At 63.3% G+C, this 18,744-nt stretch carries 17 protein-coding genes; 7 read left to right on the forward strand and 10 right to left on the reverse strand.

What is annotated here, in order from left to right:
- Positions 1–28 precede the first annotated feature (28 nt).
- From CIC07_RS18100 to CIC07_RS18115, 4 genes are all read right to left on the reverse strand, one after another.
- A complete protein-coding gene (locus tag CIC07_RS18100; RefSeq protein WP_076354083.1) occupies positions 29–1,162 on the reverse strand; it encodes an acetyl-CoA carboxylase carboxyltransferase subunit alpha in 1,134 nt (377 codons plus the stop codon).
- Entirely contained in the window at positions 1,152–2,045 is an 894-nt protein-coding gene (gene accD, locus CIC07_RS18105; RefSeq protein WP_076354081.1) for an acetyl-CoA carboxylase, carboxyltransferase subunit beta, read from the reverse strand. Before accD ends, CIC07_RS18100 begins: the two co-directional genes overlap by 11 nt.
- Before the next feature lie 43 nt (positions 2,046–2,088).
- Positions 2,089–2,277 carry a glutamate decarboxylase gene (locus CIC07_RS18110; RefSeq protein WP_048749077.1) on the reverse strand — a complete coding sequence of 63 codons (189 nt, stop codon included), beginning with the start codon at positions 2,275–2,277 and terminating at the stop codon, positions 2,089–2,091.
- Positions 2,278–2,639: 362 nt separating this feature from the next.
- Complete coding sequence (locus CIC07_RS18115; RefSeq protein ID WP_076354079.1) at positions 2,640–3,149, reverse strand: phosphatidylglycerophosphatase A family protein; 510 nt, start codon at positions 3,147–3,149, stop codon at positions 2,640–2,642.
- 406 nt (positions 3,150–3,555) lie between these two features.
- Between CIC07_RS18115 and CIC07_RS18120 the strand changes: the two genes are divergently transcribed.
- Together CIC07_RS18120 and CIC07_RS18125 are read left to right on the forward strand one after the other, a co-directional pair.
- Entirely contained in the window at positions 3,556–4,284 is a 729-nt protein-coding gene (locus CIC07_RS18120; RefSeq protein WP_076354077.1) for a glycosyltransferase, read from the forward strand.
- A 55-nt stretch (positions 4,285–4,339) separates the two neighbouring features.
- Positions 4,340–5,518 carry a glycosyltransferase gene (locus tag CIC07_RS18125; RefSeq protein ID WP_076354074.1) on the forward strand — a complete coding sequence of 393 codons (1,179 nt, stop codon included), beginning with the start codon at positions 4,340–4,342 and terminating at the stop codon, positions 5,516–5,518.
- A gap of 95 nt (positions 5,519–5,613) precedes the next feature.
- Here CIC07_RS18125 and CIC07_RS18130 read toward each other — a convergent pair whose 3' ends face one another.
- Positions 5,614–9,576, reverse strand: coding sequence for a DNA polymerase III subunit alpha (locus CIC07_RS18130; RefSeq protein ID WP_165895348.1), 3,963 nt, complete (start codon positions 9,574–9,576; stop codon positions 5,614–5,616).
- Between the two features lie 147 nt (positions 9,577–9,723).
- On the opposite strand from CIC07_RS18130, the gene CIC07_RS18135 reads away from it, so the two are divergent.
- The 3 genes from CIC07_RS18135 to CIC07_RS18145 all read left to right on the forward strand — a co-directional run bounded on the left by CIC07_RS18135 (position 9,724) and on the right by CIC07_RS18145 (position 11,241).
- A complete protein-coding gene (locus CIC07_RS18135; RefSeq protein WP_076354070.1) occupies positions 9,724–10,050 on the forward strand; it encodes a YtrH family sporulation protein in 327 nt (108 codons plus the stop codon).
- 15 nt (positions 10,051–10,065) lie between these two features.
- Positions 10,066–10,587: a sporulation membrane protein YtrI gene (locus CIC07_RS18140; protein ID WP_083687878.1), complete on the forward strand. Its 522-nt coding sequence runs from the start codon at positions 10,066–10,068 to the stop codon at positions 10,585–10,587.
- Positions 10,588–10,923: 336 nt separating this feature from the next.
- On the forward strand, positions 10,924–11,241 hold the full coding sequence (locus tag CIC07_RS18145) for a YtpI family protein (RefSeq protein WP_049867855.1): 318 nt from the start codon (positions 10,924–10,926) through the stop codon (positions 11,239–11,241).
- A 188-nt stretch (positions 11,242–11,429) separates the two neighbouring features.
- Here CIC07_RS18145 and CIC07_RS18150 read toward each other — a convergent pair whose 3' ends face one another.
- The 3 genes from CIC07_RS18150 to CIC07_RS18160 form a co-directional block, all read right to left on the reverse strand.
- The gene (locus tag CIC07_RS18150) at positions 11,430–12,539 is read right to left on the reverse strand and encodes a DNA polymerase III subunit beta (protein WP_157741937.1); all 1,110 of its coding nucleotides are present in this window, start codon (positions 12,537–12,539) and stop codon (positions 11,430–11,432) included.
- A 49-nt stretch (positions 12,540–12,588) separates the two neighbouring features.
- A complete protein-coding gene (locus CIC07_RS25210; RefSeq protein ID WP_076354064.1) occupies positions 12,589–12,951 on the reverse strand; it encodes a ribbon-helix-helix domain-containing protein in 363 nt (120 codons plus the stop codon).
- A 354-nt stretch (positions 12,952–13,305) separates the two neighbouring features.
- Positions 13,306–14,625, reverse strand: a complete 1,320-nt coding sequence (locus tag CIC07_RS18160) for a DRTGG domain-containing protein (protein WP_076356784.1) — start codon at positions 14,623–14,625, stop codon at positions 13,306–13,308.
- Between the two features lie 144 nt (positions 14,626–14,769).
- Here CIC07_RS18160 and CIC07_RS18165 point away from each other — a divergent pair, with 144 nt between their 5' ends.
- Positions 14,770–16,209, forward strand: coding sequence for a sensor histidine kinase (locus CIC07_RS18165; protein ID WP_076354062.1), 1,440 nt, complete (start codon positions 14,770–14,772; stop codon positions 16,207–16,209).
- A gap of 111 nt (positions 16,210–16,320) precedes the next feature.
- Here the strand turns inward: CIC07_RS18165 and CIC07_RS18170 are convergent, their stop codons facing one another.
- Both CIC07_RS18170 and CIC07_RS18175 read right to left on the reverse strand, forming a co-directional pair.
- On the reverse strand, positions 16,321–16,602 hold the full coding sequence (locus tag CIC07_RS18170; protein WP_076354060.1) for a hypothetical protein: 282 nt from the start codon (positions 16,600–16,602) through the stop codon (positions 16,321–16,323).
- 98 nt (positions 16,603–16,700) lie between these two features.
- On the reverse strand, positions 16,701–17,039 hold the full coding sequence (locus CIC07_RS18175; protein ID WP_076354058.1) for a YlbF family regulator: 339 nt from the start codon (positions 17,037–17,039) through the stop codon (positions 16,701–16,703).
- A gap of 337 nt (positions 17,040–17,376) precedes the next feature.
- On the opposite strand from CIC07_RS18175, the gene CIC07_RS18180 reads away from it, so the two are divergent.
- On the forward strand, positions 17,377–18,741 hold the full coding sequence (locus tag CIC07_RS18180) for a YheC/YheD family endospore coat-associated protein (RefSeq protein WP_076354056.1): 1,365 nt from the start codon (positions 17,377–17,379) through the stop codon (positions 18,739–18,741).
- The last annotated feature ends 3 nt before the right edge of the window (positions 18,742–18,744 follow it).

The following is an 18,744-nucleotide window of genomic DNA, read 5'->3' on the forward strand; positions in this document are numbered from 1 at the left end:
AGCGCCCGTCATGGCCTGGCAGGTTCCCTTAATGGACCCGCGCGGATTCCGCAGCTGCGGAGGGAGAGCTCTCTCCCGCCTCCGGCGAGCCCGCTTCGACCGGAGCGGCTCCGGTCTCGACCGCCGCCTCGCCGCGCAAGCGCTCCTGCGAGTCGCCTCCGGCCTGGGGCTCGTGCCCCTGCGGCCCTTCGACGGCCGGAGCCGACGGGGCGAATGCGAAGCGTCCGATCTTGCGGAACTTCGCGTAGCGGTCCTCCACCAGCTGCTCCGAGGTCAGCAGCGACAGCTCCTGCAGATGGCGCCACAGGGCGTCCTTGATGAACGCCGACTGCTCCGCCTGGCCGCGGTGCGCGCCTCCCTTGGGCTCGGGCACGATCTCTTCGATGATGCCGAACGAGAGCAGATCCTTCGCCGTGATTTTCATCGCTTCGGCCGCCTGGTCCGCCTTGGAGGCGTCCTTCCAGAGGATGGACGCGGCTCCGTTGGGTGAAATGACGGAGTAGATGGCGTTTTCCAGCATCAGGACGCGGTTGCCGACGCCAAGCGCCAAAGCTCCGCCGCTGCCGCCCTCGCCGATGACGACGCAGATGACCGGCACGCCGAGCAGAGCCATCTCGCGCAGGTTGCGCGCGATCGCCTCCGACTGGCCCCGTTCCTCGGCCGTGTTGCCGGGGTAGGCGCCCTTCGTGTCGATGAAGGTGATGATCGGCCGCTTGAACTTGTCGGCCTGCTGCATCAGCCTCAGCGCCTTGCGGAAGCCCTCCGGATGGGGACTGCCGAAGAAGCGGGCGATGTTGTCCTTCGTATCCTTGCCGCGCTGATGGCCGATGACCGTAACCGGCACGCCGTTCAGCTTGGCCAGGCCGCCGACGATCGCCAGATCATCCGCGAACAGCCGGTCGCCGTGAAGCTCCAGGAAATCCGTGAAGATGTCATGGATGAAGTCAAGCGAGGTCGGACGCTGATGATGGCGGGCCAGATGCATCTTCTGGGCAGGGCTGAGCTCGCTGTACATCTCGTCCTCCAGCTGCTTGCAGCGGGCTTCCAGACGGGCGATCTCGTCGGTGAAGTCGATGCCCGTATCCTGGCTGAGCCCTTTCAGCTCCTGGATTTTGCGGCGAAGGTCGCCGAGCGGCTTCTCAAAAGGCAATTCAGACGCCATGGGCTGTCTCCTCCTTCACGGGGGCATGCATGTCCAGCACGCGGGTCAGCGTCGATTTCATGTCCTTGCGGTGAACGACGCGGTCCAGCTGACCGTGCTGCAGGTTGAATTCCGCCGTCTGGAAATTGTCCGGCAGCTTCTGGCGGATCGTCTGTTCGATGACGATCCGGCCTGCGAAGCCGATGAGGGCGCCGGGCTCGGCCAGATTGTAGTCGCCAAGGCTCGCGAAGCTGGCCGTGACGCCGCCGGTGGTCGGATCGGTCATGACGGAGATGTAGAGGCCGCCGTCCGACTGGAACTTGGCCAGCGCGGCGCTCGTCTTGGCCATCTGCATCAGGCTCAGGATGCTCTCCTGCATGCGGGCGCCGCCCGAGGTCGAGAAGATGATCATGGGCAGCCGGCGCTCATGCGCCTGCTCGATCGCCCGGGTGATCTTCTCCCCGACGACCGAGCCCATGCTGCCGCTGAAGAAGTCGAAGCTCATGACCGCGACGACGACGGGGAATCCGCCGATCTCGCCGGTGCCCGTCACGACAGCGTCCTTCAGGCCGGAGTTTTTCTTCTGGGTCTCCAGCTTGGGGGCGTAGCCCGGGAACTCCAGCGGATCCTCGGAAATCATATCGGCGTCGAATTCAGACAAACGTCCGTCATCGAGCGTCATTCCGATACGCTCCCAGGCGCTCAGCCGGAAATGATGCCCGCATGACGGACATACTTTCAGGTTTTTCTCCAGTTCCTTGGAGAATTGAATCGTCCCACACTTGGGACACTTGTTCATCAGCCCTTCGGGAATGTCCCGTTTGGGACGCTCCTGGCTGTCGCTGCGCTCACGTTCCGACGGAACGGTCGCGTATTTGCGTTTATGAAATAAGTCCTTGAACACGAGTGACACCTCTCAAGACGCTAAAGTATAGTCGAACCGGCCATCACGAATGAAGAATGGAGCTCAGGACCTCCTGGACTTCCTCCAGCTCTCCGGACGGAACGAGAATCTCGTATTGCTGCTTGGACATGTTTATCGGACGTGTCTGTACGAGAAAGCCTTCTTCCGTCAGCCGTTTTTGGATCCTCTCCGCGATTCTCGCGGTAGGCGCGATGTAGATGACCGTCCACATGAAAGGTACCTCCTGATATTCCGGAAACAGGCCACATGATCTCACAATCATAGCATAGGAAAATAATTTCCCGCAAGAAACAGGACTGTCGGATCGGCGCGTTCGGCCCGGATTGCGGGTTGGAAAAGGGTCGGAAGGAGTATTTCTGCGGCCGCGGGGGCCTTGCCAGGCTTGTCCTCCGTCCCGAGAGGAAGGGGAAGGAAACGTCTTGAAAACATGCGAAGAAGCCTGCGGCGACTCCGATCGATCTCGGCCGGTCCGGCTTGCTTCGGGCATTCCGGCGCCTCGCGGCGCACGGACTGAAGGGACATGCCGGAGCTTCAGCAGGTACATTCGTCCCCGGCATGCGGAATCCCTCTTTTTCAATCCGAGGTTTCGCTCCCGTCCAAGGCGCTGTAGCGCAGCGCATTGGGATCCTGATGGGCGATCCGGGCGGAAGCGGCGGCGGCCAGCCCCGCTACGAGATCGTCCAGGAAGACATGCACCTTGCCTGTCGTCTTGTCGTTCAGATGGCTGATGATGCCGGGTTTGACCTTGTCGAGATACCCGAAGCTGGTCAAGCCGATCATTCCGTATACGTTCGTTATGCCCATCGCCAGCGTCTCGTCGACGCCGTAGAGCGATTCGTCCTTCTCCATGATGGCCTGCAAAGGATGCGGCAGCAGCTTGCGCTCCGCCAGCTCATCCAAGGCGATGCCCGTGTAGAGCACGTACTGGACCTCCCGCTTGCCCAGCACCGTGCGCACGCTTTCCGTGCATTCCTCCATCGTGAGCAGAGGATTGTAGGGACGCTGCAGGGAAAGCACGATTGACGCCACATCATCGACGGTTACGCCGCGCCGGCCGAGCCAGCGCTCCATTTCGGAACTCATCCGCATTCCCTCCCGCAAATATTGCCGTGAGAGCGGGGGCCGCAAGCGGAGACACGAGTAGAGGCGCGGCCAGCCGGCCGCCCCTCTTCCCCTGGTCCTTCGCCCCGGCCCGACCGCCATGGTAGCCCAAGCCTGACGACTTGTGTTTCCTACTCTATGCGCGTGTCCCGGGAAATGTTCCGTTAATTTCCGGTGAGGGAAGCGGCGCAACGGGGCTGCGGCGAGGCTTGCGGCCGGGAGCGTACCGCAGCGGGAGCAAGCCCGGACAGCCGTCGACGGGCGGTCCCGCACGCCGGACAAGCCCGGCCGCGGCGGCGGCAAGGCGCATATCCGGTGCAAGCTCGGAGCGGCGCACATACGCTGTTGTAAAACAAGCGAAACGCGCGATAAGGAGGAGCTTTCCCCTTTGTCCAGTCCGTTGGTATCGATCATCATTCCGTTCTACAACGACCCCTATATAGGCAGCGCGATCCAAAGCGCGATGGAGCAAACCTATCCCCACAAGGAAATCGTCGTCGTGGACGACGGATCCACGCTGCACAGAGAGCTGCTGCTCCCTTATTTGCAGTTTCCAGGAGTCTATCTGTGCGAGAAATCAAACGGGGGCACGGCCAGCGCCTTGAATGCCGGCATAGCGATCGCCGCGGGCGAATACATCGCCTGGCTGAGCTCCGACGACCGCTTCTATCCGGGCAAGCTGGAGAAGCAGCTGGCGTATATGATTCCCAGGAACGGAGAAATTTCCTTCAGCGATTACGACGTCATTGACGGCGCCGGCAATGTCACGAGCCGGAACGTAGCGCACAAATATGTCCATGTCAGCGAATTTCTCCAGGCCTTCGAGCGCTACTGCCCGATCAATGGCTGCACGGTTGTAGCCCGCAAAAAGCTGCTGCTGGATCTCGGCCTGTTCGACGAGTCGCTGCCTTACACCCATGACTACGACTTATGGTTCCGCGCCGTCCTGAGCGGGGCCGATCTCCATTATGTGGATGAGGCGCTGATCCAATACCGGGTCCACGAAGCGATGGGCACGGTCCGCAATCTTCCGGTCATCGAGCTGGAAGCCGAAACGACCCGGCGGCGCTGGTGGCCGCTGCTGGATCAATGGATCAAGAGCAGGCTGCGGACTTGATGCCGGGCCGTCTGGAAAGGAGGCGCTCCCCATCGCGATCGAGGTAAGCATCATCATGCCGACCCACAACCGCTATCCGCTTAATCTGCTTACGCTGCATTCTCTCGAAGCGCAGACGTACGACCTGTCCAAGGTCGAGGTCATCATGATCGACGACGCTTCGGACGACGAGACGCCCGGCATCGCCTCCGGCCGCTCTTTCCCGTTTCAATTCCGGTACTACCGCATGACGACGAACATCGGCCGGCCCCGAGCCCGGAATATGGGCATCCATGCGTCGCGCGGACAGCATCTTATTTTTCTCGATGCGGAGATCATCGTGCCTCCGGGATTCATCGAAGCCCATATGAGCCTTCACAGGCAGCATAGCCGCCTCATCGCGGGGGGACTGTATGCGGTCCGCAAAACCTACACCCGGCTGGATCCGCAGCTGTCCCCCGCCCAGCTGCAGCAGGCGGAGGAGCTCATCGTCCGCCATCCGGACCTGTACGGCAGGTGGCTGCGCACCCGGATGCTTCCCGATCCGCCGGCGCTTTTCGCGCGCGAAGACATCCTGCAGGGACGGTATCTCGACATGACGGCGGAAAATCCGCATGGGAACTATTTCATGAAGAACGTGCTCGGCCTGTACGGAGATTGGTTCCGCGGCTTCCATCTGCCCTGGATCATGGCCGGGACGGGAAATCTCTCGATGGAGAGGGCTGCCTTCGAGGTTCACGGCCTGTTCGAGGAGTACGAGGGCTGGGGAGCGGACGATATCGAGATGGGCTACCGCCTGTTCATGAACGGATACCGCTTCGTCCATCTGAGCTCCGTCCCGACCTATCACCAGGAGCATCCGCTCCAGACGTCCATCGGGCAGGAGGGCAAGATCAATTTCTACTTGTTCCAGCAAAAATACCGGACGGTAAGCATGCTTGCCCTGCTGCTCGCCCATCCTCCGATCGCGATGTCCTACCAGGACGTCAGCAGCGTGCTGGATGATATCTATGCCCTCGGCCGGAACGAGTCCGAGCGCCCCTACTCCCATCTGACCAGCTCCTTCAGGGCGATGCTGGAATCCGTCGGACGCCTGACGCGGTACGATCAGCCCGTGCGGAATTTGATCGGGGAATGCGGCTTCCTCGTTCCGAGCGCGGAGGAGAAGCTGTTTTTCGAGGAGAAGCGGGCTCTCGAGGCTTTGGGAAAGCATCCGCATCTATGCCGAGCCCTGGATCGGCTGCTGTCGCTATGAATGCCCACCCGGATGCCGCTGCCCGCTGGCTCGCGGCTCCGTCCGCATGGCCTGGAAAAAAGGCCGTTCCCCTCTGGAAGCGGGAACGGCCTTTTTCAAGAGACGCAGGAAGGCGCCGGTGCAGACCGGCCAGGGACGGCTGTCATTTGACGACGGCGGAGCCTCGGCCGAGCAAGCCTTCGATTCCGCCCATGAGCTCGGGAGAAGGCTTGACCTTGTAACGCTCGCTGAGCGCGATCGTCCTGCCCTCGCTCTCGTAGAAAAGTACGGTCCCAAGCGGACCCGGATGGTCGGCCAGCAGCGCCTTGAGGCGCTCCAGGACGGCGGGATGCTCCCGGTACGCCGCGATTTTGATGTACAGCCGCTGAGCCCCGCGAGGGGCGGTTGTACGTCGGGGAGCGGCTCCGCCGGGAGCGGCTGCGCCGGGAGCGGCTGCGCCGGGAGCGGCTGCGCCGGGAGCGGCTCCGCCGGCAGCGGCTGCGCCGGGAGCGGCTCCGCCGGGAGCGGCTGCGCCGGGAGCGGCTGCGCGAGGAGCGGCTCCGCCGGAGCGGCTCCGCCGGGAGCGGCTCCGCCGGCAGCGGCTGCGCGAGGAGCGGCTCCGCCGGCAGCGGCTGCGCGAGGAGCGGCTCCGCCGGCAGCGGCTCCGCCGCGCGCCGGAGCGGAGCCGGGCGCAGCCCCGGCCGCCTGCGGCGCGGCCGCGCGCGCGCGCTGCGGGCGCGCGCCTGGCGGCGCGGGGCGACCCCGGCGGCGAAGCCGGGATCGCCCGGGTCAAGGGGGACGAGGTCATCGACGATGAGCTTGAAGTCCTCGTCCCCCTGCTGCACGGCGGCCTGCATGATGACCAGGCTGCCGGCTTCGAGCTTGGCCCCGAAGCGGGACCATGCCGTAGGGAACAGCACCGCCTCGGCGCGCACGATGCGGTCCTCCGCCTCCGCGAAAGCCATCTGCTGGCCCTTGCGGGTGCGCAGCTGCTTCAGCGACACGACGCGCACGGCGGCGACGCAGGACGATCCATCCGGCGCCTCGGCCAGGTCGACCAGACGGTCGAGCTCCAGCCCGTCGAGAACATGCTCGACGGCGTCGAGCGGATGGCCGGTCAAGTACAGGCCGAGCAGCTCCCGCTCCAGCTCCAGCTGCTGCGCGGCGGAATAGGGCTGCACGGCCGGCAGCTCCACGTCCCAGTTCTGCACTTCCTCGAAGCCGAACAGCTCGATCTGCAGCTCCTCGCGCTCCTTGCGCCACTTCTGCGCCGTCTCCACCGACTCGTCGAGCGCCGCGAGCTGCTGCGCCCGGTGGCCGGGCATCGATTCCAGAGCGCCGGAGCCGATCAGGCATTCCAGGACGCGCTTGTTCACGACGCGCAGGTCGACGCGCCGGCACAGGTCGATGAGGCTCGCGAAGGGGCGCTCCTTCCGTTCCCGCAGGATGGACTCGATCGCCTGGGTGCCGACGTTCTTGATCGAAGCAAGGCCGAAGCGGACCGCTCCGCCGTCCGGCGCGAAGGTGACTCCGCTATGGTTGACGTCAGGGGGCAGCACGGGGATGCCCATCCGCCGGCATTCGTCGATATACTCTCCGGTCTTGCGCTGGTTGCCCGTCACGGATGCCAGCATCGAGGCCATGAAGGCGACCGGATGATGGCGCTTGAGCCAGGCCGTCTGGAACGCCAGCACGCCGTAAGCCGCCGCATGGGCCCGCGGGAAGCCGTAGTCGGCGAAGCGCAGGATCATGTCGTAGACCCGGTCCGCCTCCTCTTCGAGATAGCCTTGGCCGAGGCTGCCTCTGACGAAGGCCGCTCTCTGCTCATCGAGAATCTCGCGCTTCTTCTTGGAGACGGCCCGCCGCAGCAGGTCGGACTCCCCCAGCGAGAAGCCGGCCATCGAAGAGGCGATCTGCATGATCTGCTCCTGGTAGACGATGATGCCGTGCGTGTCCTTCAGGATCGGCTCCAGCGAAGGATGCGGATATTGCACCTCCGCAAGCCCGTGCTTGCCCCGGATGAACTGCGGAATGAACTCCATCGGACCCGGCCTGTACAGAGCCAGCACCGAGACGATGTCCTCGAACGAGGAAGGCTTCAGCTCCCGCAGCACGCGGCGCATGCCGCTGGATTCCAGCTGGAAGATGCCCGTCGTATCCCCGCGCCCGAGCATCTCGTACGTCGCCGGGTCGTCGTCGGCGATGGCGCGGAAATCGATATCCGTGCCTTCGCTTTCGCGGATCCAGTTCAGCGTGCGCTCCAGGATGGACAGCGTGCGCAAGCCGAGGAAGTCCATCTTGAGCAGGCCGACCGCCTCGACGTTCTCCATGGAATACTGCGTGAGCGGAGCCGCTTCGGAGCCGGCCTGCAGCGGCACGTAGTCCGTCAGCGGACGTCCGGCGATGACGACGCCCGCGGCGTGCGTGGAGGCATGCCGGGGCATGCCCTCCACCTTAAGCGCCATCGCGATGAGATCGCGGGTAGCCGGGTGATCCGCGCTTTCGCGCAGCTGCGGCACGGAAGCCATCGCCGATTCCAGCGTCGTGCCCGGCTGGCCCGGAATGAGCTTGGCGACGCGGTCCACGTCGCCGGGCGGCACGTCCAGCGCCCGGCCGACGTCGCGGACGGCCGCCTTGGCGGCCAGCGTGCCGAAGGTGATGATCTGGGCGACATGCCCGGCCCCGTACTTGCGGCTTACATAGGCGATGACCTCGTCGCGCCGCTCGTCGTTGAAGTCGATGTCGATATCCGGCATGCTGATCCGCTCCGGATTGAGGAACCGCTCGAACAGCAGCCTGTGCTTCAGCGGATCCACATCGGTGATCCTCAGGCAGTAGGCGACGAGGCTGCCCGCCGACGAGCCGCGGCCCGGACCGGTACGGATGCCCTGCCCGTGGGCGAAGCGGATGAAATCCCAGACGATGAGGAAATAGTCGCTGAAGCCCATCCGCTCGATGACGGACAGCTCGTAGCGCAGCCTCTCCTCCGCCTTCCGCAGGAAGCCGCCGCCATCGGCCGGAGAAGCCGTCCCGCCCGCTCCTCCAGCCTTCGCCATGGAAGACAAGGATCCCGCTCCCCGGTCTCCCGGCGCTCCGTCAACCGCTCTGGTCGAGACTGTCGTTCCCGGAGCGTCCGCGGCGTACCGTTCAGCCAAGCCCTGCAGGCACAGCTCCTCCAGATAAGCCGCCGCTGTCATGCCCTCCGGCAGCGGGCTGTACTCCGGCAGCGCGTGCTCGCCGAGCCTCAGCTCCAGATTGCAGCGCTCGGCGATGCGGACCGTGTTCTCCAGCGCCTGAGGCATGTGGCGGAACAGCCGTCCCATCTCCTCCGGGCTCTTGAGGTAGTTCTGATCGCCGTGCATATGCATGCGGTCCGGATCGCCGACGCTTTTGCCGGTGCCGATGCAGATGAGCACATCCTGCACGGCGGCATCCTCCTGCCGCAGGTAGTGGGCGTCATTGGTCGCGACGAGCGGGATGCCCGTCTCTTCCGCCAGCGCCGTCATGCCGGCCATCACTTTTTTTTGCTCCGCCATGCCGTGATCCTGGATTTCCAGGAAAAAGTCCTCGCCGAAAGCGCTGCGGTAACGGAGCGCCGCCCTCCGCGCTTCCTCCGGACGGTCGTAGAGCAGATGCTGCGCCACCTCGCCCTGCAGGCAGGAGCTGAGGCAGATCAGTCCCTCCGAATGCCGGGCGAGCGCCTCGTGGTCGATCCGCGGCTTGTAGTGGAACCCTTCCAGATGGCCGATCGAGCACAGCTTCATGAGATTCCGGTAGCCGGCTTCGTTTTTGGCGAGCAGGATCAGATGATAGATCGGATTGTCCCTGCGCGTTCCTTTGTCCGCCCTCGAGCCTGCCGTCATGTACATCTCGCAGCCGATGATCGGCTTGATGCCGTGCTTCAGGCAGGACTTGTAGAAGGGAACCGCCCCGTACATGACGCCGTGATCGGTCAGAGCCAGCGAGGTCATGCCGAGCTCCGCCGCGCGCGCCGTCAGGTCGCGGATCCGCGCCGCTCCGTCCAGCAGGCTGTATTCGCTGTGCACATGCAGGTGCACGAAACTCTCGCTTCCGCTCATCGGCTCTCTCCCTCTCCCCATGCGGGGCACACTTGTTCGCTCTTTCCGTCTATCTTATCATAAATGACCCTGCCAAGCCCATAGAATGGAGGAAGGGAGACAAGCGCTCCCTACTATGAGACGAAACAGGTGAGGCGGATGAGTCGAATGAACATGATCTTGACCAAAGCCCTGATCGATTGCTTCATTGCCTTCGGAGTCGTAGTCGGAGGCACGCTGCTCGCGGGCATCGCCTCCGTGCTGGCTTCCTCGCCGCCGTCCCTGATGATGATCGATACGGCGTCGCGTCTGAAAATATGGGCTCTGGTCGCCGCAGTCGGCGGCACGATCGACCCCATGCGGGTCATCGAGAGCAACATTTCCCAAGGCCATCTGTCCCCGGTGGCCCAGCAGCTGCTGTTCATCTTCTGCGCTTTCATCGGAGCGCATGCCGGCACGGAGCTGATCCGCATGATCTGCCGGGACGGGGTGTGAGGAGCCTCCATGCGCATGCCTCCTTTCGCCCGCTTCGCCAGACTGACTCAGGCGCTCGGCCTCGTCATCTGCGGCATCGTCATCGGCGCCGCCCTCTATCAGGCTCTCTTCCAGGCCCAGTTCGACCGGATCGCCAATCTCAAGAGCGAGCTGGAGGGCCAGCTCAACGAACGGGACAACGAGATCGAGAAGCTGACCAAGTTCAACCAGCAGAGCTCCATCATCAAATCGCTTCAGATCCGCTTCGAGGACGGTCCCGTGACGGCGTCGCTCGACGAGCCCGCCAAAACGCGGCTGCGGAAGATGCTGCATGACGATCTGAAGGTGCTTGAGGGCCACAGCATCTACGACATCGACCGCGAATCGAGGCTGGCCCGCGAGCTGCTCGCCGGCAAGATCTATAAAGACAAGGACAAAAACCTGCTGCTCGAGATCAAAACCGTGCTCGTCGTCCAAAACCGGCTGCAGGTATGGGTCAGCGTGAGCCAGAAGGGACCGGAAATGAACAGCAGCGCCAAGCAGGACAGCTCCGGCTGAAGGCCGCCATTTCGAAAAAGTCCACCAGGAGATGAAGGAGTCCGTCGGCGGAAGCCTCTCCGCGGTCGGGGCGGCAGGCGGGGCGGCAGGCGAGGCGGCAGGCGGGGCGACGCTCGTTGCCGAGCATGATTCCGGAATCGGACCGGCAAGCGCGCCGCATCGGCGGCCGCTATCGCAATCAGGAGGCCTTCACCTTCACGTCTCCATCATCCGTGCAAGCCGGTTCCTTCGCCCGGCCCCCGCCGCAGCCTGTTCGCGATTGCATCCGCATTCATGGTACAATGGCCAAAAACGGACCTCGCGTCCGCAAGTTGAAAAAAGGAGCAGCACTCGACCATGAACGATCCCGTCGTATGGCTTCAGTGGATTCTCATCGCAGGCATCGTCCTGACCTCTGCGATGTCCGTCGTCTACAGCTTCAAGTCCCGCCGTTCCTCCGACCCGCGCCAGCGCGCCCTGCACGCCGCCCGCATGAACATCAGCATGGGCAGCATGCTCCTGTTCATCTCGCTGATCCAGATGTTCATGTACAGCGGCTCCACGCTGCGTGTCATCATCGGCTCTCTCTTCATGGTTCTCGGGCTGTTCAACATCTTTGCCGGCCTGCGCAACCGCAGCATGATCCGCGCCGCCATGGAACGCAGCGGCAGCTGAAGCTTGCCCCTTCCGGAACAGCAAAGCCGGCCTGCACCGCCGTATATACGGCGGAGTGCAGGCCGGCTTTTGTCCTTTCCCCAACACGGCGATGCGGATCGAAGATGCTTGGAGCTTCCGCCGCCGCTCCGGGCAGCCTGGCGCCCGGACATCGCGGCTTCAGCGGGCTGTCCCCCTTTGGAACCGGCTCAGCCTCCTCGTGAAGACTGCGCGGCGTCCAGAATGGGGGCGACCATGTACAGCCGTCCTTCGTCATCGGGTACGGTGATCCGGATCGGCTTCTGCCGCCCCCCGATGGCCAGCGATAGCCGGGGAAAGTCGATGGCATGCACGATTTCCCTCATGCCCCCTCCATGGAACAGCACCTGCCAGGCCGGTTCAGCGCCGGCGGTCCGTTCTACCCCGAGCAGCCTCTGCCGGGTTTCGCCTATTCCTGCCGTCCTTGCGGACAGGAAGGCGGATTCCGCATCCACGCTCAGTCTCACCGCGCCCGACGGTCCCGCGATCAGGCAGGCTCGGTCGAGCGCTTGGCGGAAAGCAGCCGAATCCAGGGAAATGCCTTGGACCCCCTCCCCGGAAATGTCCTCCTTGATGAACGGCAGGCGGCCTTCCAGCCTCGGGAGCTGAACCTTTGCCCTGCCTGCAGACAGCTGCACCTGGGAAGGAAGGATCGCGAGGACAAGGGAGGCTCCCTTCTCCATTCCGAGCGTCTTGAGCGAGTCGTGAAGCGGCTTGGCCGGGATCAGGCAGCTCCAGCCGGCTCCGCCGTCGCCCCAGGCGCCCATGCGGCAGCTGGCATAACGGATTCCGTCCGTCGCCGACAGCTTCCAGGACGGTCCTTCCGCTTCGATCCGTATGCCGGTCAACGGCAGTCTCGAGCCCGAAGCCGCGGCGGCGAAAAAAACCTGCTTCAGCCTGGAATGGAAGCTGCCGGCCTCCAAAACGAAAGCAGGATGGCCGGCGGCATCGGCCAGAACGGGGAGTTCTCCGGATTCGGCAACGGCCAGCCGATGCTCCGACTGCCCGGCCTTGATGCGAGCCATGCCGCCCGACGGGCCTTCAAGCTCGAGCCATTCCCCGTCCGCCTGGCGAATGACGCCAAGGAAATAGCGGGCTGGCAGAGCCAGACGTCCGGTATGCTCGATCTTCAGCGAGCCGGCATCAACCGGCAATACGGCTTGATGCGCGATCCTCCCGGCAGCCGAGCTCACGGCGAGTTCACCCGCGCCCGCGTCCAAATGCAGCTCCCCGCTGCGGAATCCGCCCCCAGCCGGAACAACCTGGTCACATGCTTCCATCAATAGATCCCTCTTGATCATGAGCCGCATCTGCCCGCCACCTGCGCCTTCATCCATTATTTTCGCTTTCTTCCGTCTCTTCCGCTTCCCGGTTCTTCAGCCCTGGTTCTTCATCGTCTCCTGGTTCTTCATCGTCTTCTTCAGCCTCTTCAGCGTTTTCTTCAGTCTCAAAGGCCCCGGCCGCGACAGCCGCTTCCAGGAGTTCCCGCAGAACCTCCGACCTGGACCGGCCCGTCCGGCCGCAGCGCCTGTCGATCTCGGCCCACAACGGCTCGCTCAGCGTGAGCGATACCTTGCGCGTCGTTCCGATCGCTTTCCGGCCTGCGCCGGAACGATTGCCTCCGCGCGCAAACATCATGGACAGCTGGCCGTCCGGCTCCCGTGGAGCTATTTTCGTGAATTTGCGGTCCATGCCCAGACCCCTTTCTTTTGAATAAAGTTACTAAAATCAAATATCCACTCCATTTAGTGTATCACGAGCGCTTTTGGTTTGTAAATGAATGGAAAACCGAATGGGGCGGATCCGGTTCGATCTGAAGGCGCCAAGGCTATGCGGCGGCAAAGCTCGGCTGGCTCGGGACGCAAAAAAAGGCCGCTTTCTCCAAGAGCGCCGGGAAGGCGGCGGCTCATGGAAAAGCGGCCTGTCTTGAAAATGGAACGGCATCAGGAAGACAAGCGCAAGCATCCTCCCTGACGAGCGTGCATCGGGGACGTCATGCCAGTCATCGGATCCCTGCCATGCAGATGCAAGCGAGCCTGAATCCTGTCAATACCCGTCCATCAGCTGCATGGACAGAATCGCCTTGGCCGCCACGCCGGAGGAATCGCTGAGCTTGATTTCCAGCTTGGCCGACTTGCGGCTCATCTCCAGCACCGCAGGCTCCAGATGCAGCTGCGAATCGATGGCGACCGGCCGCATGAAGTACGATGTCACGCTCTCGATCATATGGTCGCTCCGTCCGCTCTCCCGGACCATACGCCGGGACGCCTGGATCATGAGCGTCGCAAGGACGCCCTCGGAGACGGTTCCCGGCGTGCCGGACATCTGCGCCGCGGCTACGCCGGAATACCGGAACGAGCCCTCGTCCTCCCGGCGCTCGAAGCCCGCGCCGATGAGCTCGTCGAACGTCTCTCCCGACTCGCCCTGGCGGCCGGTGATCCGCATCGCTTCAAGCACCTCCTGGCGGGTGATGACGCCGAGCAGCTTCCGGTGGCGGTCGACGACGGGCAGCAGGTCGATGCCTTCGGCCGCCATCGTATGAGCGGCCGAGGTGACGGTGATATTTGGGGCGGCCGTGATGGGATGACGGGTCATCAGCCGCTCCAGCGGCGTCTGCGGATCCGATCCGGCCGCATCCTTGGCCGTCATCATGCCCGTGACGCGCCCCCGCTCGTCCAGGACCGGAAAGCGGAAGCTGCCGGTAATGCCTGCAAGCCGGTGGAAATCCGCCGCCGTATCCTTCGCGCCCAGCACGTCCGCCGGCCGCCCGAAGCTCATGATATCCTCGATCAGCACGATCTTCTGCTTGATCAGCCGGTCGTACATGGCCCGATTGATCATCGAGGCCACGGTGAAGGTGTCGTGGCGGGAGACGATAATCGGAAGCCCCCGCTCGTCGGCCAGGGCGATGACCTCCTCGCCCGTGCCGAAGCCGCCCGTAATGAGCACGCCCGCGCCTTGCAGCAGCGCGGTCCGGTGGGCCTCCTGCCTGTTGCCGACGATGAGCAGGCTGTCTTCGTTGATATAACGGCTCATCGCTTCCAGCTCCATAGCGCCGATGACGAACTTATGCAGCGTCCGCTGCAGGCCTTCCGCGCCTCCGAGCAGCTGTCCCTCCACGATATCGGCCACGTCGCCGAAGGTGAGCCCTTCGAGCGATCCTCTGCGGGAGCGGTGCACGCGCACGGTTCCGATTCTTTTTTTGGTCGCGACAAGGCCCGTCTGCTCGGCTTCCTTGATCGCCTTGTAGGCCGTCCCCTCGCTGACTCCATGCTCCTTGGCGATGCCCCGGACCGATATCCGGACTCCCGGCTCCAGCTCCTCGATATGGCGGATCAGCTGTTCGTGCTTCGTTAGTGCTTCCATGGATGGTTTGCCGCTGCTGTCTGAGGCCACCTGCTTCGCCGCCTTTCCCCGATAAAATCGATGTGTTCATTTTAGCAAAAAGCCGCTAAAGTAGAAATGAACGCCTGAACCGATACGTAAACGATCCGACAAGGAGAGCCAAGTGTGAATATCGATTACAGCCTGCTCATGCGCTCCGCCACTCTCTATGTGTTCGTATCCTTTCCTCAGAGCCTCATCTTCACGTGCTTCACCTTTCAATTTCTCGGCATCCGGACCGAAGGCTCCTGGAAGCGGATGATTGGATTCGTCGCGGCGTCCTCCCTATATACCGATCTTTTCTTCTTCGAGCTTCCCGCCTGGGCGCATTTCAGCAATACGATCCTTTCCATCGCTTTTTTTCTCTGGCTGTTTTTCCGGAAAATGAGTCTGCGGCAGCGCCTCGTGACGCAGGCGCTGCTTCTTGTCTTCGTCATCCTGTCGGATATGGTTACAATGGGCGCCGCGGTTCAATTCACCGCCTACGAGAGCGTCCTGAGCGGACCCGTCTGGCTGAAGATCGCCGTCTGCTGGCCCTCCTTCGCCTTGTTCGCGCTGGCGGCGCTGCTGATGGAGCGCCGGAATATCCATCCCGGAGCCATGCTGAAAAAGGGCTTGTCAAAAGCGGCAGGGTCGTCGATGTTCTATTTCATCCTGGTCGTCTCCCTGCAGTTCATGCTGCTGGCGCTCCTGTTTCTCGAGCATTATGTCGTCAGCGGCGTCCGGCAAACCTCATCGCTCCTTCTCGTTCTGAGCGTCTCGACGACCGCCCCGGTCATCTTCATGGCGCTCCGGCTGATCGCCCAGGCACGCCGCGAAGGGGAAGACAAGGGCGGACAGGCATTCGAAGGCGATCTCGTCCGGATGCTCGCTACGATCCGGGGACAGCGGCATGATTTCATCAATCATGTCCAGACGATGCATCTCATGCTGAAGCTCGGCAAGCGGGAAGAGCTGACGGCTTATATGGGAGAGGTGCTGGAGGAGATCGAGGCCGTCAACCGGGTCGCAGCCGATCTCGCCGCCTTGCCGTTTCCGGCCGTCGCCGCCCTTCTCAGCGTCAAGGAAGAGGCGGCCAAGTGCCTCGGCATCTCGCTGGACTACGAGATCGCCGATCTGCTTCGGGCAGCCGCGCTGCCTCCACTCAAGAGCATCGATCTCGTCCGCATTACGGCGAACCTGCTCGACAACGCCTTCGACGAGGCCGCGGAGCTGCCGGCGGGACAGCGCGAAGTCCGGCTCGAAGCCTCCCTCGGCGTGCGCGGCATGACCATCGCCGTCTCCAACCGCTGCCGGGCCGGAGCGGATCCGGCGCTCCTTCAAAAAATGTTCCGGGCGGGATATTCCACCAAGCCGTCCGGCTCGGGCCACTCCGGACTCGGGCTTTCCATCGTGGCGGAGCGCGCCAGACACTACAGGGGAACCGCTTCCGCCCGGCTCGAGGGCTCCTTCCTCTGCGTCAGCGTCGTCCTTCCTTGCTCGCCTGTGCCGTCCGGCGGCGGAGAGGCAGCGTCAGGAACGGACCGGGCAGGCGCGGGAACCGAAACTGCCATGGGGACCCGATGATGGTGGCCGAAATCCTTCCGGTTCAGACGCCAAAAAAAGACCGGATGCGGTAAGAGCTGGCTCCAGCTCCTGCATCCGGTCTTTTTGACGTCCTCCGAAGACTGCCGCCTCTCAGCCGCGGTAGCGGCGTTCCGGCTTCCTCTCCAGCAGCTTGCGGTTCTGCATCGCCCGCTGCCGCCGTATGGCGGCTACGCGCCTGCGTTCCCGCTCGCGGTCGCTGAGCAGGACGCGCAGGTTGGCCGCGATGACGAGCAGAGCCAGCGCCGACCACAACACCCCGAACACCGTGGCGAAGCTCCACGGGCTGCCGAGCTCCAGGCGCGGCAGCGCATAGAGGAGCATGCCGAGCGCCGCGAGCAGGTAGATTCCATGCTTCCATTTGCCGGAATTCATCCGCAATCCTTCCCCCTAACTCTCCTAATAGGCTGCTTGTCTGTCTAGCCTATGCGGACGAGCGGGCGAACATGCCCTCCAGGAAGGAATAGGTGGCGTTAAGGAAGCAGCACGGATTGCATGGAGTTGCCGATGATCCGGTTCACATCCTCATACACGACGCCAAGGCGCTTCTCGGCCTCGAAGTAGTCCTGAACGAGCGGATTGAGGCTCAGCAGCTCGTACAGCTTGCCGAGGCCGTCCAGCTCTTCGGCGGACGGCTCCTCGCCGCCCATCATGCGCTGCTGCAGCTCGAGCTGGCGCCGCTGGAAGTCGGCCAGCATCCGCCGGGCATCGGGATCCCGGTCCGCCGCCGCGCGGGCTTCCATGACCTGCTTGGCCTCCAGACTGCCCTGCAGGGCTTGGGCCAGCTCGTAAGCACGATCATATACGTTCATGACTTCATCTCCCTCGTGTTTCCTGCGCCCATCATACCATCATGGAAGAGGCGCTGGCAAAAAAGCATGGCGGCTGCAGGCGGACCGGAAAAAGGGATTGCTGCTTGTTCTGCAGCCCCTTCCCTGCATCCCCTCTCCGCATGTCCCTTGCGGACGGGACTGACGCGCCTCCGCGCTCCGGGCATCCGCCCAATCAGGCCAAAACGCCCCGTCCTTATTGGCGGCGCCTATCACCAAGGTATAGATGTCCTCATATGATGAATTAATTCGTTTCATTCACCTATACCCATCCGACCGCCAACCCGCACTACCCTTCGCTCTGGAAGGAGATTCGTCGATGCTTAAATCCAAAATCACCGTCCAGGTGCCGCAGGCAGGCACCTTGGCCGAGGATACCATCCTGCTGGGCGATGCTTATGTCAAGCAATACAAACTGCCGCCCGGCCACCCTGTCACCTTGAAGTTCGGCTCGTTCCGGACCACGGTGCGCATCTCATCCGGAGGCAAAGGCGACGTCATGAAAATCGGCGCCTCGCTCGCCCGCCAAATGGGCATACCGGGAGGAGCCGTCCTGCGATCGAGCTACAAGCAGAGCTCGAGCACCTTGTCGCTCGGCCCTCTGATCGGCGTCCTCATCAGCCGGGATTATCCGCAGCAGACGGACCGGCCGTTCGGGGCGATCACGATGTTCTGCCGGGAGCTGGTGGACGCCTGCGCCGCCCAAGGCGCCTCCGTCTACTTCCTGACTCCCGATGCGGCGGTATCGGGCTCGCGCATCGAGGGGTGGATCTACAACGGCGGCTGGCGGAAAACGAGCATGCCCGTACCGGATGTGGTCAACAACCGGCTTACCGCGCGCAAGCTGGAGAACCGCCCTTCGGTGCAGCAGTTTTTCAAGGAAGCGAAATCACGATACGGAACTCAAGTATTCAACGAGAAATTTCTGGATAAAAACGAGGTGTTCGGCGCTCTCGGCCACGAAAGCAGCCTCGCCAAGTACCTCCCGGATTCCAGGCTGCTGCGCAGCTACGCCGATCTCAAGTCGATGGCGGCGCGGCATCCCGTCCTGTTCCTCAAGCCCGAACGCGGAAGCCTCGGCAAAGGGATCATCCGGGTGAGCAAGCTCGAGGGCGAAAGCGTGCTGGCCACCTATACGGCGCCGGCCGGCATCCGCCGCCAATCGTATCCCAGCCTGGCTAAGCTGTATTCCTCGCTGGGCGGCAAGCTGAAAACCGTGCGCTACCAGCTGCAGCAAGGCCTCACCCTCATCGATATCGGCAAGCGGCCCGTCGACTTCCGGGCGCTCGTGCAGAAAAACCATAGCGGCAGCTGGGCGCTCACTTCCATCGTCGCCCGTACGGCGGGCAGCAATCACTTCGTATCGAACCTCGCCCGCGGCGGCACGCTCAGCCGGGTCAAGGAAGCGGTGGCGCGGAGCAATCTGGCTCCCGGCTACAAGGCCGGCGCCGGCTCCAAGCTGCAAAAAGCCGCGCTCGATATCGCGCAAGGCATCGACGCCCGGATACCGGCCCACTTCGGCGAGCTGGGCATCGACCTGGCCCTCGATACCGGGGGCAGGGTATGGCTGCTGGAGGTCAACTCCAAGCCTTCCAAAAACGACAACACGCCGCTGAACGAAGGCAAGATTCGTCCTTCGGTACGCAACATGATCCAGTATTCCCGCTACCTGGCGGGATTCTGACGG

This window comes from Paenibacillus sp. RUD330 (assembly GCF_002243345.2).
Lineage (GTDB): Bacteria > Bacillota > Bacilli > Paenibacillales > Paenibacillaceae > Paenibacillus_O.